Below are 14622 nucleotides of genomic sequence, written 5' to 3' on the forward strand. Positions count from 1 at the left end.
TTAAATTAATTTGTTTTAGATTTTATTTGTTATTATAAAAAAAATGCATATTTTTGCACACTCATTTTATGGACAAGTTAAGAAACTATGACGTAAGCTTTTCCGGACTTAAAAACGGGAAACACGAGTTCAAGTTTGAGATAGATAAAACGTTCTTTCAATTATTTGACACTGAGCAGGAATTTACAAACCCAAGAATAGGAGTAGATGTTTTACTTGATAAACATACTACGTTTTTAGAGTTTGAGATTAAAATACATGGATTAGTTGAACTTATTTGTGATATTACAAATGAAAACTTTGACTATCCTATTGAAAACGAAATTAAGATCCTGGTGAATTTCGGGGAAGAATATGATGACAGCAATGAAGATGTTATTACGATTCCTACCGGAGAGCATGCTTTCAATGTAGCACATTTAATCTATGAAAATGTAATGCTTTCCATCCCAATGAAAAAGATTTCACCCAATGTAAGTGATAAAGATCTTGAGATCCTGGAACAGTTCAGTCCAAAAAACACAGAGGAATCTGAAGAGGAAGAACATGAAAGCGACCCGAGATGGAACGCATTGAAAAAGTTAAAAGATAAAAATTAAATAAAATAATTTAAATATGATGAGATGATGAATCTCATCGCTCATCAATTAAAAAAGTTATTACAAAATGGCACATCCAAAGAGAAGACAGTCGTCTACAAGAAGAGATAAGAGAAGAACTCACTACAAAGCTGTAGTTCCTCAATTAGCTAAAGATGCAACAACAGGAGAGCTTCACCTTTACCACAGAGCTCACTGGCATGAAGGAAAACTTTACTACAGAGGTAAAGTAGTATTGGAAAAAGAAGTAGCTGCTACTGAAGAAAACTAAGAGAGGAATTTTTCAAAAAAACCTCATTTTAATACAAAAACCGCCCAATTTTGATAAAATTAGGCGGTTTTTTATTGTTTTTTATGTTTTTTTGGTATCTTTGACCCAAAATCAAATATCAAATTTATGGACATTAAAGACATACAAAATCTTATTAAGTTTGTATCTAAAGCTGAGGTTTCAGAAGTAAAATACAAAACTAAAGATTTCGAAATCACTATTAAAACTCCATTAGCTGGAAGCGAAGCTGTTTATGCACAACCTGCAGTATACCATACTGCTCCACAAGCAGTAGCTGCTCCGGCACCTGTTGCAACACCTGCTGCACCTGCTGAAAAAGCAGAAGCAGTATCTGATGACAGCAAATATGTAGCGATCAAATCTCCTATGATTGGTACTTTCTATAGAAAACCATCTCCTGATAAAGATGTGTTCGTAAATGTTGGTGATGAAGTTTCTGCTGGTAAGGTAGTTTGTGTAATTGAAGCAATGAAGCTATTCAACCAGATCGAATCCGAAATCAGCGGAAAAATTGTTAAAATCCTGGTTGATGATGCAACCCCGGTAGAATATGACCAACCATTATTCCTGGTAGATCCATCTTAATTTAGAAATTAGATGTTAGACATTAGATGTTAGATTAAATTCTACATTAAAATAATATTATCTAATTTTCAAATTATCTAATTTTCAAATTGAAGAAGATGTTCAAAAAAATATTAATAGCCAATCGTGGCGAAATTGCAATGCGTATTTTACGTACTTGTAAAGAAATGGGGATCAAAACCGTTGCTGTATATTCAACTGCAGATAAAGACAGTCTTCACGTAAGATTTGCTGATGAAGCTGTTTGTATCGGCCCTGCAATGAGCAAAGATTCATATCTTAAAATCCCTAACATTATTGCTGCTGCAGAAATTACCAATGCAGACGCCATCCATCCTGGTTATGGATTTTTATCCGAAAATGCTAACTTTTCAAGAATTTGTCAGAAAAACGGGATCAAATTTATTGGTGCGTCACCTGAACAAATTGAGAAGATGGGAGACAAAGCCAATGCAAAAGCAACCATGAAGGCTGCAGGTGTACCTTGTGTTCCAGGTTCAGACGGATTAATTGAATCTTATGAAATAGCAGCTAAAACTGCTGAAGAAATTGGCTATCCGGTAATGATTAAGGCTACTGCAGGTGGTGGTGGTAAAGGGATGAGAGCTGTATGGAAAGCTGAAGATCTTAAAGATCACTGGGAATCTGCTATTCAGGAAGCTGTAGCTGCATTCGGAAATGGAGGAATGTACATGGAAAAACTTATTGAAGAGCCCAGACATATCGAAATTCAGGTTGCTGGCGATCAATTTGGAAAAGCTTGTCACCTTTCCGAAAGAGACTGCTCTGTACAGAGAAGAAACCAGAAATTAACTGAAGAAACACCTTCTCCTTTCATGACTGATGAACTTCGTGAAAAAATGGGTGAAGCTGCCGTAAAAGCTGCTGAATTTATTGGATATGAAGGTGTAGGTACCATTGAATTCCTTGTAGACAAACACAGAAATTTCTATTTCATGGAAATGAACACAAGAATTCAGGTAGAGCATCCTATTACTGAGCAGGTTATTGATTACGATCTTATCAGAGAACAAATCCTGCTTGCTGCGGGAACTCCTATTTCAGGAATCAACTACTATCCTAAATTGCATTCAATTGAATGCAGAATTAATGCGGAAGACCCTTACGCAGACTTCAGACCATCCCCGGGAAAGATTACAGGATTGAACATTCCAGGAGGACATGGAATCAGAGTAGATACTCACGTTTACTCAGGGTATACAATTCCTTCAAATTATGACTCAATGATTGCCAAGCTTATTACTACGGCCCAAACCCGTGAAGAAGCTATTGCAAAAATGAGACGTGCACTGGAAGAATTCTATATTGAAGGAGTAAAAACTACAATTCCTTTCCACAGGCAATTAATGGATAACGAAGATTATCTTGCGGGAAATTACACTACAAAATTCATGGAAGATTTTGTAATGGATAGAAAATATGATCATCATCACTAAAATGATCTTAAAATAAAAACTGCCTCAGAATGAGGCAGTTTTTATTTTTTTGTACAGCTCCGATTTTTTGGTCTGACTCATATCTATGAAATTATGATCTTGGTTTGTACTACTAAAAACCTAACACTTGTTAGTAGAAGAACTACTACACTTTTTTAATTTTAACCTTATTCTTTTCTGTAGTACAATAAATACTTCTATTTTTGGTGACATAAACAACCAATCACAAAATATTAATTATTTAAATTTACTATCATGGCAGAAAGAAACTCAAGAGGAATACTAAAATTCAATAATGGAGAGGGACAGAAGTTATTAAAACTAAACTACAGTGTATCCCGTTCTACAGATGTATCCGGACGAGTAGCATCAGACCCTTCCAATGCACTGATTAAAATCACAGTAGAAGCTACTGAAAAATCTGATATTCTAGAGAGCTTACTGAATGGAAAATATAAACCTACTGTAGGAGAAGTTACATTCAACAAATCTCACGAAGAAGGAACATTAACAACACTAAAATGGAGCAATGGCTACGTAATCCAGCATGAAGTAGACTTTGACGCCGTTGACGAGAACAGCATGTACATCAGTTTCGTTGTAAGTGCAGAACAGATTGACCTTGGTAACTCTTCCTATTTCGGAGCGTGGCCAAATTCTTAAGAGACAATTTCACTTAAATAAAAGAAGACAGAATAGTACTTATTGCACTATTCTGTTTTTTTATGAGAAAAAATTTATATTACAAAACTTCTCTGTTATAAAGCCAAAGCTCTGTTATGATAAAAAAATTTTTAAAATACATCTTAATAACCGCAATATTATGGTATACAATTCACGTACTATATATTGTTATCAATGGCTTTTCAAATACAAAACAGAATGCTGATCTGGCAGTTGTCCTGGGAAATAAAGTTAATGAAGACGGAACCTTATCTCCCAGACTGAAGGCAAGGTTGGATGAAAGTATTGAGCTTTTTAAAAAAAAGCAGATAAAACAAATACTGGTAAGCGGAGGTTTGGGTAAGGAAGGATACTGGGAAGGCTTCCAGATGAAAAAATATCTGATTACCCAAAATATCCCCTCTGATAAAATAATTGTAGATAACCACGGAGACAATACAGAAAAAACAGTTATTAACACTATAAGAATAGCTGACAGTCTTCAGTATACTAAGGTAATTTCAGTTTCACAATATTATCATCAGGTCCGTATCAGGAAACTATTCAAAAAACACAATTTTGATCATATTGAAAACTCAAGCCCTTCCTATTTTGAGGCAAGGGATGTTTATTCTGTTTTCAGGGAATTTTTTGCTTATTACTTCTAAGAATACACTATCCTATAATTGTGAATGAAAAATATTGTTAATATTTATTTCATTTAAAATACACTATTAATGCTGCCAGACCCTATATTTTTCTAATGTTCATACATCTCATTAATATTGCTTAAATTTGCCAAAAACCAAAACATATGTCAACAGCAGAAAAAACAAAAAACTCACAGTATTTTATTGACCTTGAAGACAAACATGGAGCACATAACTATCATCCTCTTCCAGTTGTTCTGGACCGTGGGGAAGGTGTATTCGTTTGGGATGTAGAGGGCAAAAGATATTATGATTTTCTTTCAGCATATTCTGCTGTAAATCAAGGACACTCTCACCCTAAAATTGTAGGTGCATTGGTAGAACAGGCTCAGAAACTGGCATTGACCTCAAGAGCATTCTACAATTCCAAATTAGGAGAATATGAAGAAAAAATCACATCTTTATTTGGATTTGACAAGGTTCTGCCGATGAATTCAGGCGCTGAAGCCGTTGAAACAGCAGTAAAACTTGCCAGAAAGTGGAGCTATGAGGTAAAAGGTATTTCAGAAAATGCAGCTAAGATTATTGTTTGTGAAAATAATTTCCATGGAAGAACGACAACTATTGTATCTTTCTCAAATGATCCTGATGCTAATCAGAACTACGGCCCTTTCACCCCGGGATTTATCAAAATTCCTTATAATGATGTTACAGCTTTAGAAGAGGTTCTGAACAGAGAAGCAGAAAGTATTGCCGCATTTTTGGTTGAGCCTATTCAAGGAGAAGCCGGAGTATATGTTCCGGACGAAAATTTCCTTAAAACAGCTTCCGAGCTTTGTAAAAAACATAATGTCCTTTTTATAGCAGATGAAGTTCAGACTGGTATTGCTAGAACAGGTAAATTAATTGCATGTTATCACGAAGATGTACAACCGGATATCCTGATTTTGGGTAAAGCTCTTTCAGGAGGAATGTATCCCGTATCTGCTGTTTTGGCAAATGATAATATCATGAATGTCATTAAACCGGGACAACATGGCTCCACATTTGGAGGAAACCCTATTGCATGTGCTGTAGCAGTAGCTGCATTAGATGTAGTTGCTGATGAAAAACTGTCGGAAAGAGCTGAGACTCTTGGACAACTGTTCAGATCTGAGATCGAAAAATTAATTGGAAAAACGGATCTGATTACAAAAGTGAGAGGAAAAGGGCTTTTAAATGCTATCCTGATTAATGATACCCCTGAAAGTTCTACTGCCTGGAATCTTTGTCTGCAATTAAAAGAAAACGGCTTACTGGCAAAACCAACACATGGAAATATTATCAGACTCGCGCCACCATTGGTGATTACAGAAGAACAACTATTGGATTGTGTAAAAATTATTGAAAAAACTGTATTAGAATATTCAAAATAATTTTGGTTGATATTATTATTCCAATATATAAAGAAATACCTGATCGCGATGATTTGATTTCACTCAATCAGGTATTTCATGTTTTAGGAAATCATAAAATTACTTTTATACATCCTAAAAGCCTGCTTCTTGATGCCTATAAGAATTTTGCTGCTCACTTTTTGAGTTTTGATGACCAGTACTTTCAAAATATTTTTGGTTATAATCAACTTATGCTGAGTCTTGAATTTTATAAAAGTTTTTCAGAAAAATATATACTAATTTATCAAACTGACTGTTTTGTATTTAAAGAAGATCTTTTAAAGTGGTGTGAAAAAGACTATGACTATATTGGAGCTCCATGGATACGGAGTGCAGAAAATATTCCGTTATTTAAATTAATTTTTGATAAAACCATTGCAAAATTAAAATCCGTTGTCAATTTTAAAGGGAATGGAAAATGGCAAAAAGATAAATCACTTCTTTACAACAATGTAGGAAACGGAGGTCTGTCTCTAAGAAAAAGGGAAAAGTTTATAGAAGTTCTTGAAAAGATTCCTGAAGTAACTAAAATTTATTTAAATCCAAAAAACTCCGGCCAGTTTTACGCAGAAGATGTATTTTTCAGCATTGAACCTGAAAGAAATGGTATAATTTTTTCTAAACCTAATTATAAAGAAGCCTGTCTTTTCTCTATTGAGAACAAACAGGAAAAAGCAATGAACATCAACAAAGGAAAACTTCCTTTTGGCTGCCACAGATGGAATAAGGAAAAGGATTTCTGGAGACCTTATTTTTCTGAAGCAGGATATTCAATATAAAAATGAACGACTTTAAAGATAAAAGTATCATATTAGCAGTTCCAAATCATTTTGGGCTACCGAAGGTTTTTAAAAAGAATCTTGAGTATCTTGGTTTTAAAGTTTTTATTGTAGAACATGATTGCTCGCAGGTAAAACTTAGTGCTGAAGAGTCCCTGATTCATATTTATAAAAAAGCATTCGGCAACAACAGGACTTTTAAAGCTAAGATATTGGCCGAAAAAAAGGAACAACCGCAGCTGTTTTTTCTGGATAAGATCAGCCAGGCAGATTATGCTCTGGTGGTCCGCCCGGATTTATTCAGTAAAAATGTTTTGGCAAAAATCCAGCAAAAAAGCAACTATACCGTTGCTTATCAATGGGATGGGATGCAACGATTTCCTTTAGCCGGGGATACTATTCAATATTTTGATCGTTTTTTTGTTTTTGATAAAAGAGATACTATAAAGTACCCCCAAACGAAACATATTCATAATTTCTACTTTGATTATCTGCCTGAAAGCTCTGAAATAAAACAGGATTTATTCTTTGTAGGAACTTTTATGAGAGATCGTATTGATGAACTTTGCAACCTTTCGGTATTATTTCAGGAAATAAACCTGAAAACCAATATCAATGTTATTTACAATAAAGAAAAGCATATCAGGAAATATCGTAATTTCCCTATACATTTTACAAAAAACGGAATGAGTTTCGAGGAAAATATGAAAAATGCAAAAGCTTCAAATATTATTCTTGATTTTCAGAATTCTATTCATAAAGGATTATCATTCAGGGTTTTTGAAGCAGTAGGATTCAGAAAAAAACTGATCACAAATAATGAGCTGGTGAAAAACTATGATTTTTATAACCCAAATAATATATTTCTTTTGAATCAACATAATTTATCTGAAGTCAAAGACTTCCTGAATACTGATTATATTCGTTCTTCTGAAGAAGTTTACCATAAGTATTCTTTTAGTAATTGGATACAGCTATTATTCAATTAAAATAAATTAAATTTATTTCATGAAAACTTCAGTTGCGCTTTGCACCTATAATGGAGAAAAATACATAAAACAACAGCTTGATTCTATCTTGAAACAAACTGTTCCTGTAGATGAAATTATTGTATGTGATGATGGTTCTACAGATACCACTATTTCAATCATAAATTCTTACCAGAAACAGTATCCTGAAATATTCAAAGTCCATATTAATGAACAAAATTTAAGGAGTGTAAAGAATTTTGAAAAAGCTGTGTCATTATGTACAAATGAAATCATATTTCTAAGTGATCAGGATGACATTTGGATTGATGAAAAAGTACAGATTTATCTCAATCACTTTAATAAAAACCCCAACATTTCAGTAATTGCATCTAACGGTTACGGAATAGATGAAAATGACAATATTCTAAATGTTATAACAATCTGGGATGTAATCCCTTTTATAAGAAAAACAGGTAAAGAATTAAACTATTTTGAAATCATAAGTTTTTCCGGAAATATAGCAACCGGAGCAACAATGGCTATTAAAAAAGATTTTATTCAAAAAACAATTCCCTTTCCAATGGTTCCGGAATTTCACCATGACGAATGGATTGCCTTAATAGCTGCCTCTGAAAATAAGTTTGATTTTTTAGATACAAAAACTTTTTATTACAGACAACATCAAAACCAGCAAGTAGGAGGAGTTTTTTTTGAAAACACAGAAAAAAGAAAGGATAGATTAATAAAATTTTTTAACCCTAATTTTAATGATATAAGTTTTTCAAACTACAAACATATTTTAAAACGAACCTGTAATTCTTATAAAAAGAATGTAGGTTTATTAAATAACACCACAATTCATAGGAATATATTTATAAAGAACATTGAACTGTTTGAAGGTATTTTTCATAAATACAAACATGAGATGATGAAAAAATATCCTTTTCGTTCTTTTTTCTTAAACATATCAGATAAAATAAATAATAAGAGACAGCTAAAATGAATCACAATTACGGTATAAATATCTCAGGATACATCAATAAAGCTTTTGGCCTTGGAACAGCTGTAAGAGCCAATATCAATGCCATTCAATCTGTAGAAATTCCGTATGTTATTAATGACTTTAATTTAATAATGCCGGAAAGTACTGGGGAAATTAATTTTGAGCAAACCATTTCTTCTGAAAATCCTTTTGAAGTTAACCTTGTACAAATAAATCCGGATAATTTAGCAAATACATTTAAAACAGTTGATCCCTCTTATTTTCAAAATAAATTTAACATTGCTTTCTGGGCTTGGGAGTTGGAGAATTTCCCTGATCAGTTTAGAGATTATTTTAATCTGTTTGATGAGATCTGGACTCCAAGTAATTTTTGCGTAGAAGCAATTTCTAAAGTTTCTCCTGTACCTGTTATCAGAATTATGCATTCTATAGAAATAGAGGAAACTCCTTATGGCAGAAAAGATTTCAATTTACCGGAGACTCCATTTATCTTTATGACCATGTTTGATTATCATAGTTCAATAACCAGAAAAAATCCATTAGCCACGATCAATGCATATGAAATGGCTTTTGGCCGCAATAATGAAGATGTGATACTGGTTATTAAAACATCTATCAGTAAAGAGTTTCCAAATGAAAAAGGCTTAATCTTAGATAGAATCAGCGATAACAAAAGTATTATTTTAATAGAGGAAATCTTCGAAAACAATAAGCTTCATAGTCTGATTAATTGCTGCAATTGTTTCGTATCTCTTCATCGATCAGAAGGATTTGGATTAACAATGGCTGAAGCCATGTATTTAGGAAAACCAGTTATTGCTACAGCTTATTCCGCCAATACTGAGTTTATGAATATCAATAACCATTTTCCTGTTAAATATGATTTAATCGGAACAGGGAATGAATATTATTTTAGCAATGATAAAGATATTTGGGCCGATGCCAATGTAGCTCATGCTTCCGAACAAATGTTTTTGGTATTTAATAATGAAAGCTTATCAAAACAAATAGCTCAAAAAGGACAGGATGATGTAAAAAAATTTTTGTCTCCAAAAAAGATTGGCAACCAGATTAAGCAAAGACTCGATTTTATCTATACGGAGCTAATAGGAAAAGTATCACAAAGCGAATCAAAAAATGAAATGCTTTTAAGATTTGAAAATAATTCATTAAAAGAAAAGCTTGATAAGATAAGAAGTATCAAGAGTGTTCAATGGAAAATTAAATTCAAAAATTTACAAAATAAATTAACTGGAAAAAACAGAAAATATTTCTGGGAAGATTAAGTTAACGTATCATAAAATTCATTTTGTTTTTTTTGTTTTTCAACGTCTTTTCTATGAATTAAACATAAATTATTTTCTGCCGGAATATATTTTACTTTCCTATATCCATAAAAGGTTTCGTGGACTTTATTTTTCCAGAATATATTTTTATTATTTTTAATAATTCTGGGCTGATAGTCAGGGAAGTTAATATATCCCATTTCATTTATATCCCATTTCATTTTCCGAATATAATCTTCTGTAATACCGTCGACAATATTTATTCTTGGTACAAAAAAGCAATCTCCACGACTTTCTTTTCTTAGATAGGCTTTCAGGGTCTTAATAAGATCTTCTTCGGGATATTCATCAGCATCAATTTGGAAAAGATATCGACATTCTGCATGTTTAATGAGATTATTTTTAAATGTAGCAAAATCACCATTAAGTTGAGCTTCAATAATTTTAACCTTTGATTTATAATTTTCCAATACTTCTCCCACTTTTTGATCAGGAGCTGTCATATCTCTTAAAATAATAACCTCATCTTTTTTATCGATTAAAGGCAATAATACATCCAAAAGTTTGCACAGCTCTTTGGATTCGTTGCATACAGTTATACCATAGGAAATCGTAACTGGTTTAAGAAAATCAAACATATCTCTTCTATTAATTATAAACTATCGGGTAATTACCCGAAAAATGAACAAAGTAATTCTCTGCAATTAATTCTTTTACAAACGACTTATATAATTGAGTAGGATAGAAACAATATCCTGTTTTTTTTAGGTAATATTTTTTTAAAAATTTCAATACTTTTTTCTCATGAAGTTCTACCTGATTCCCTTTTTCAGTCCCTTTTATTTTATATAAAATCTGAACATTAAATTTATCCGGAAGAGCTTCAAACCAACTATTAATCTGGGAAAAATAAGCAAAAGGTGATTCTTCAAAACTATTCAGTTCTCCTTGATTATGATCTGAATAATAATATTCTTTAAATGTATCAGCAATTTTTTTAGGTCTGAAAACAAATACACCTCCATTGATACTCCCCTGTAACAAAGGATGGGGGGTAAAATGACGATCTGTAAAATATACCTCGTTGGTTTCTTCTAATATTCTTGGAATATGTCTCCAAGTTCTGTTGAACTCTTCTGTTCCTCTGGGATCTAAAATGGCTCCGAAATACTTATCTTCGGGGAGGTATTCAAAAACTGAAGGAGCCTTATCTGAAATAATTATATCCAGATCTAAGAAAAGAACTACATCATAGGTTTGCATTACGGATGGTATCAATAACTTTTGAGCCAGGAGTGGCCTGTGGAAATTTCCATCCAACGGTTGATCAATAACTTTTATATCAGCTCCGCACTTTTTAGCATAATGTTCAAACTGGATCTTATTTCTTTCATACATTTTCCAGTATTTTTCTCCTACGATAAAAAGGCAAATTGCTTTTTTCATTGATTATCTAAATGTTTTTAATCATACAAAAATACATTTAAAAAGATAAAGCTGTATGAAATAATCATACAGCTTTATCTTTTTATTTTTTATTTCATTGATTAATAAGCATAGAAAGCAATACCTTCTGCTATATACTCACGTGGGGTAACCGGAGCTCCTCCCGGTGAAGCAACATAGTAATGATCCTTCTGAGATGGACTATAAAATTGATAAATTGGTTTTTTTGTGCTGTCCATAGTAGCATAAAAAGCAATTCCCTCATATGTATAAGTAGCAGGAGTGCCCAGATAGGTTGAATAATAGTGATCTTTCTCTTGTGGGCTATAATATTGATAAACTGGAATTGTTCCAGGTGCCTTATAGCTATACGCCTTGAAAAATTCTCCCTCAGCAACATAAGTATTTGGCGTTCCTGGCCAAGTAGAAAGGAAGTGATCTCTTTCTTGTCCGCTATAGAATCCGTATATTGGAACTGGAATATAATCCAACATTACTTTATTATCGATCAGGTACTGAATAACATAAGATTTAAGCGAAGCTTTTTTTGCAGGATCTTTTACCAAATCAAAAATAAATACTAATCCATTATTTCCAAAATCTACCAATACAGAGTTATTTGGTGTCGAACTGTTCTGCCAGCCTGCAATATTAATTTTAGGATTGTTTTGATCAAGATTTAACTCCCCAATTAGGCCTTTTGAAGGATCTCCCCCTCTTGTTCTGTAAGAGAGTTTTTTAGAAAAATTCTTGGTAGATTCTGATGTATTTACATCATTTTCAACATTTACATCAAAAATACCTTTCATTCCGACTTTCACTCCAATTCTTGCTGCCCGTTCACGATCTTCATTACGAGTCTCAGATTGAAATATAATATCCATTTTGGCTCCTGTATAAATGTCTACTGCAACATGAGTTCCATAATACTGTACAATTTGTTGAGGCGTTTTAGTCTGCAAGTCTTGTTCAAATTCCGGAGTCACATAATCTGATAACATTTCTGTTGTAGCATTAAATCTAAGTCTTTTTTGCTTAATTAATAGATTGTAGCTACCATAAATGTATTTTGCATCAAATTTGTTGTTGGTTGTCACTGCTGAGTTAAATCCTACCGAAAGTGTTTTTTTAAATAATGGGATTCCGGCAGTAACATCCACTTTTGTTGAAATCATCTTAGAATAAGACTCAGCATTTTCTCCATAATCTTCTACATATTCTTGTGAAAAAGTGTTCTCAGACATCAACCTTCCACTTTGCTCCATTTTAAAACGATCAATATCAATCACCTTAAATCCCGCGGCATTTGCATTTGCATATTCACCTGCCGCATTATACCCGTGCCCCAAGACATCATATATTCCATCACCTGCAGATCTTGCTAAAGTTGAAGGATTACTTTGCCTACATTTTCAGGTGTTACTTCATTATTTAAATCTTCAGAACAAGAAGTAATAAAAAGTAGTAAAGTACTGAAATAAAATAAAAATTGTTTTTTCATATATTTTTTTTAATTATCGCAAAATTACTATTTATACACTTTTAAACAGCATAATTAAAGTGAAATATATCACTATAAAAAGACAAAAAAACAATGAAAAACACGTATATTACGAAGAAGGATAAAAATATTAATTCTCGTACATAAGAATTTTAATTAAAAAAACAAATTCCTAATCAACAACAAACGAAAACAATTTAACAAAAATCTTTTCTTTATGAATTTAATGCTTATTCACCAACTATGCATTAGAATCAATAAATAACTATTTTACATGTATGTAAGGGATAACAGGAATAAAAACAATTTCTATTTTACACCCTTGCTTATAATAAAATAAATTTACCCTCTAAACTTTTAAAACCTATAAATTAAGTAAATTTGCAAAAATTAAAATTGAAATGGAGAAAGTAAGAGTACGTTTTGCTCCAAGTCCCACCGGACCTTTGCATTTAGGAGGCGTAAGAACTGCATTATATGATTATCTTTTTGCTAAAAACCAGGGAGGAGAGTTTGTATTAAGAATCGAAGATACGGATACTGCAAGATATGTGGAAGGAGCTGAGGAATATATTGAAGAAGCCTTAGAATGGTGTGGTATCATTCCTGATGAAAGCCCTAAGAAAGGAGGAAAATTTGCTCCTTACAGACAATCTGAAAGAAGAGATATCTATGACAGATATACTGAACAAATCTTAAAAACGGATTATGCCTATCTTGCTTTTGACACCCCGGAGGAACTGGATACAATGCGTGCAGAATTTGAAGCCAGGGGGGAGGTATTTTCTTATGACAACAAAACAAGAAACCGTCTGAGAAATAGTCTTGCTCTTTCAGAAGATGAAGTTCAAAGGTTATTGGATGAAAAAACACCATATGTTGTAAGATTTAAAATGCCTGTTGACAGAGTTCTGAATCTTGAAGATATTATCCGTGGAAAATTTTCTGTTAATACCAATACTCTAGATGATAAGGTTTTGGTAAAAAATGATGGTATGCCTACCTATCATTTTGCCAATATTATTGACGACCATGAAATGGAAATTTCTCATGTCATCCGTGGTGAAGAATGGCTGCCATCGCTGGGGCTGCATACTTTATTGTATGAAGCGATGCAATGGAAGGCTCCACAATTTGCTCACCTTTCACTGATTTTAAAACCTGAGGGAAAAGGGAAGTTAAGTAAAAGAGACGGTGATAAGTTCGGATTTCCGGTATTCCCGCTTGATTTCAAAGACCCTGCAACAGGAATTGTTTCAAAAGGATATAGAGAAAATGGCTACCTTCCTGAAGCATTCATTAATATGGTAGCTCTATTGGGATGGTCTCCTGCAGATGATAAGGAAATCCTTTCTATGGATGAGATGATCAGAGAGTTTGATCTTCATAAAGTACATAAAGCGGGTGCCAGATTCAGTAAAGAAAAATCAGAATGGTTCAATCATCAGTATATTCAGCTAAAATCTGATGAAGAGCTTCTGCAGATTCTTAAAAAAACTGACCTTGATCTTTCAGGTTCATCGGATGAAAAATTATTAAAAGTGATTCATCTGATGAAAGAAAGAGCAACTTTTCCAAAAGATATTTATGAAAATGGAAAGTTTTTCTTTACTTCCCCGGTTGCTTACGATGAAAAAGCATCAAAAAAAGCCTGGAATGATGAAACCTCTGCTATTTTAGGAGAATTAGCATCCGTTCTTTCAACAACTGATTTCAGTACTGAAATGTTAAAGCAAACTGTTCACGACTTTGCTGACAATAAGGGTTTAGGAATGGGTAAAGTTATGATGCCATTACGTTTATCTTTAGTAGGAGAGCTTAAAGGCCCGGACGTTCCGGATATCATGGAAATCATTGGAAAAGAGGAAACTATATCCAGAATAAACAATGCTGTAAATAATTTTAAATAAAATTACCATAATTTTTCATACATTTGAAAGATTTAATTTACTTC

Annotated in this window: 15 protein-coding genes; 12 read left to right on the top strand and 3 right to left on the bottom strand. The window is 32.8% G+C overall.

Annotation, left to right across the window (positions count from 1 at the left end; genetic code table 11):
- The first annotated feature begins 68 nt into the window (after positions 1-68).
- The 11 genes from DRF59_RS11850 (at position 69) to DRF59_RS11900 (ending at position 9721) form a co-directional block, all read left to right on the top strand.
- Positions 69-599 (top strand): YceD family protein, encoded by a 531-nt coding sequence (locus tag DRF59_RS11850; protein ID WP_115960063.1) that lies wholly within the window; start codon positions 69-71, stop codon positions 597-599.
- A 67-nt stretch (positions 600-666) separates the two neighbouring features.
- Entirely contained in the window at positions 667-870 is a 204-nt protein-coding gene (rpmF, locus tag DRF59_RS11855) for a 50S ribosomal protein L32 (protein ID WP_002976251.1), read from the top strand.
- Positions 871-996: 126 nt separating this feature from the next.
- The gene (gene accB, locus DRF59_RS11860; RefSeq protein ID WP_115960066.1) at positions 997-1476 is read left to right on the top strand and encodes an acetyl-CoA carboxylase biotin carboxyl carrier protein; all 480 of its coding nucleotides are present in this window, start codon (positions 997-999) and stop codon (positions 1474-1476) included.
- 98 nt (positions 1477-1574) lie between these two features.
- Positions 1575-2933, top strand: coding sequence for an acetyl-CoA carboxylase biotin carboxylase subunit (gene accC, locus DRF59_RS11865; protein ID WP_115960069.1), 1359 nt, complete (start codon positions 1575-1577; stop codon positions 2931-2933).
- A gap of 255 nt (positions 2934-3188) precedes the next feature.
- Positions 3189-3596, top strand: coding sequence for a type VI secretion system tube protein TssD (gene tssD, locus DRF59_RS11870; RefSeq protein ID WP_115960072.1), 408 nt, complete (start codon positions 3189-3191; stop codon positions 3594-3596).
- Positions 3597-3712: 116 nt separating this feature from the next.
- The gene (locus DRF59_RS11875) at positions 3713-4264 is read left to right on the top strand and encodes a YdcF family protein (RefSeq protein WP_115960075.1); all 552 of its coding nucleotides are present in this window, start codon (positions 3713-3715) and stop codon (positions 4262-4264) included.
- A 146-nt stretch (positions 4265-4410) separates the two neighbouring features.
- Complete coding sequence (gene rocD / locus DRF59_RS11880; RefSeq protein WP_115960078.1) at positions 4411-5661, top strand: ornithine--oxo-acid transaminase; 1251 nt, start codon at positions 4411-4413, stop codon at positions 5659-5661.
- 53 nt (positions 5662-5714) lie between these two features.
- The gene (locus DRF59_RS11885) at positions 5715-6461 is read left to right on the top strand and encodes a DUF5672 family protein (protein ID WP_241505574.1); all 747 of its coding nucleotides are present in this window, start codon (positions 5715-5717) and stop codon (positions 6459-6461) included.
- Between the two features lie 2 nt (positions 6462-6463).
- On the top strand, positions 6464-7450 hold the full coding sequence (locus DRF59_RS11890) for a hypothetical protein (protein ID WP_115960084.1): 987 nt from the start codon (positions 6464-6466) through the stop codon (positions 7448-7450).
- A gap of 19 nt (positions 7451-7469) precedes the next feature.
- Positions 7470-8435 (top strand): glycosyltransferase family 2 protein, encoded by a 966-nt coding sequence (locus DRF59_RS11895; RefSeq protein ID WP_115960087.1) that lies wholly within the window; start codon positions 7470-7472, stop codon positions 8433-8435.
- Entirely contained in the window at positions 8432-9721 is a 1290-nt protein-coding gene (locus DRF59_RS11900) for a glycosyltransferase (protein ID WP_115960090.1), read from the top strand. Before DRF59_RS11895 ends, DRF59_RS11900 begins: the two co-directional genes overlap by 4 nt.
- On the opposite strand, the gene DRF59_RS11905 is transcribed toward DRF59_RS11900, so the two are convergent.
- The 3 genes from DRF59_RS11905 to DRF59_RS11915 form a co-directional block, all read right to left on the bottom strand.
- Positions 9718-10359, bottom strand: coding sequence for a glycosyltransferase (locus tag DRF59_RS11905; protein WP_115960093.1), 642 nt, complete (start codon positions 10357-10359; stop codon positions 9718-9720). The genes DRF59_RS11900 and DRF59_RS11905 overlap by 4 nt on opposite strands.
- Positions 10360-10369: 10 nt before the next feature.
- Positions 10370-11167, bottom strand: coding sequence for a glycosyltransferase family protein (locus tag DRF59_RS11910; protein ID WP_115960096.1), 798 nt, complete (start codon positions 11165-11167; stop codon positions 10370-10372).
- Positions 11168-11268: 101 nt separating this feature from the next.
- Positions 11269-12516: an MAC/perforin domain-containing protein gene (locus DRF59_RS11915; protein WP_115960099.1), complete on the bottom strand. Its 1248-nt coding sequence runs from the start codon at positions 12514-12516 to the stop codon at positions 11269-11271.
- Positions 12517-13069: 553 nt separating this feature from the next.
- Here DRF59_RS11915 and gltX point away from each other — a divergent pair.
- Entirely contained in the window at positions 13070-14578 is a 1509-nt protein-coding gene (gene gltX, locus DRF59_RS11920; RefSeq protein WP_115960102.1) for a glutamate--tRNA ligase, read from the top strand.
- Positions 14579-14622: the final 44 nt, after the last annotated feature.

It is taken from the genome of Chryseobacterium flavum, from assembly GCF_003385595.1.
In the GTDB taxonomy this organism is placed as follows: domain Bacteria; phylum Bacteroidota; class Bacteroidia; order Flavobacteriales; family Weeksellaceae; genus Chryseobacterium; species Chryseobacterium flavum.

Excerpts from the sequence above, each read along its gene's own strand:
- DRF59_RS11850 (WP_115960063.1), top strand. The coding sequence starts at position 69 with ATGGACAAGTTAAGAAACTATGACGTAAGCTTTTCCGGACTTAAAAAC.
- rpmF (WP_002976251.1), top strand. The coding sequence starts at position 667 with ATGGCACATCCAAAGAGAAGACAGTCGTCTACAAGAAGAGATAAGAGA.
- accB (WP_115960066.1), top strand. The coding sequence starts at position 997 with ATGGACATTAAAGACATACAAAATCTTATTAAGTTTGTATCTAAAGCT.
- accC (WP_115960069.1), top strand. The coding sequence starts at position 1,575 with ATGTTCAAAAAAATATTAATAGCCAATCGTGGCGAAATTGCAATGCGT.
- tssD (WP_115960072.1), top strand. The coding sequence starts at position 3,189 with ATGGCAGAAAGAAACTCAAGAGGAATACTAAAATTCAATAATGGAGAG.
- DRF59_RS11875 (WP_115960075.1), top strand. The coding sequence starts at position 3,713 with ATGATAAAAAAATTTTTAAAATACATCTTAATAACCGCAATATTATGG.
- rocD (WP_115960078.1), top strand. The coding sequence starts at position 4,411 with ATGTCAACAGCAGAAAAAACAAAAAACTCACAGTATTTTATTGACCTT.
- DRF59_RS11890 (WP_115960084.1), top strand. The coding sequence starts at position 6,464 with ATGAACGACTTTAAAGATAAAAGTATCATATTAGCAGTTCCAAATCAT.
- DRF59_RS11895 (WP_115960087.1), top strand. The coding sequence starts at position 7,470 with ATGAAAACTTCAGTTGCGCTTTGCACCTATAATGGAGAAAAATACATA.
- DRF59_RS11900 (WP_115960090.1), top strand. The coding sequence starts at position 8,432 with ATGAATCACAATTACGGTATAAATATCTCAGGATACATCAATAAAGCT.
- DRF59_RS11905 (WP_115960093.1), bottom strand. The coding sequence starts at position 10,359 with ATGTTTGATTTTCTTAAACCAGTTACGATTTCCTATGGTATAACTGTA.
- DRF59_RS11910 (WP_115960096.1), bottom strand. The coding sequence starts at position 11,167 with ATGAAAAAAGCAATTTGCCTTTTTATCGTAGGAGAAAAATACTGGAAA.
- gltX (WP_115960102.1), top strand. The coding sequence starts at position 13,070 with ATGGAGAAAGTAAGAGTACGTTTTGCTCCAAGTCCCACCGGACCTTTG.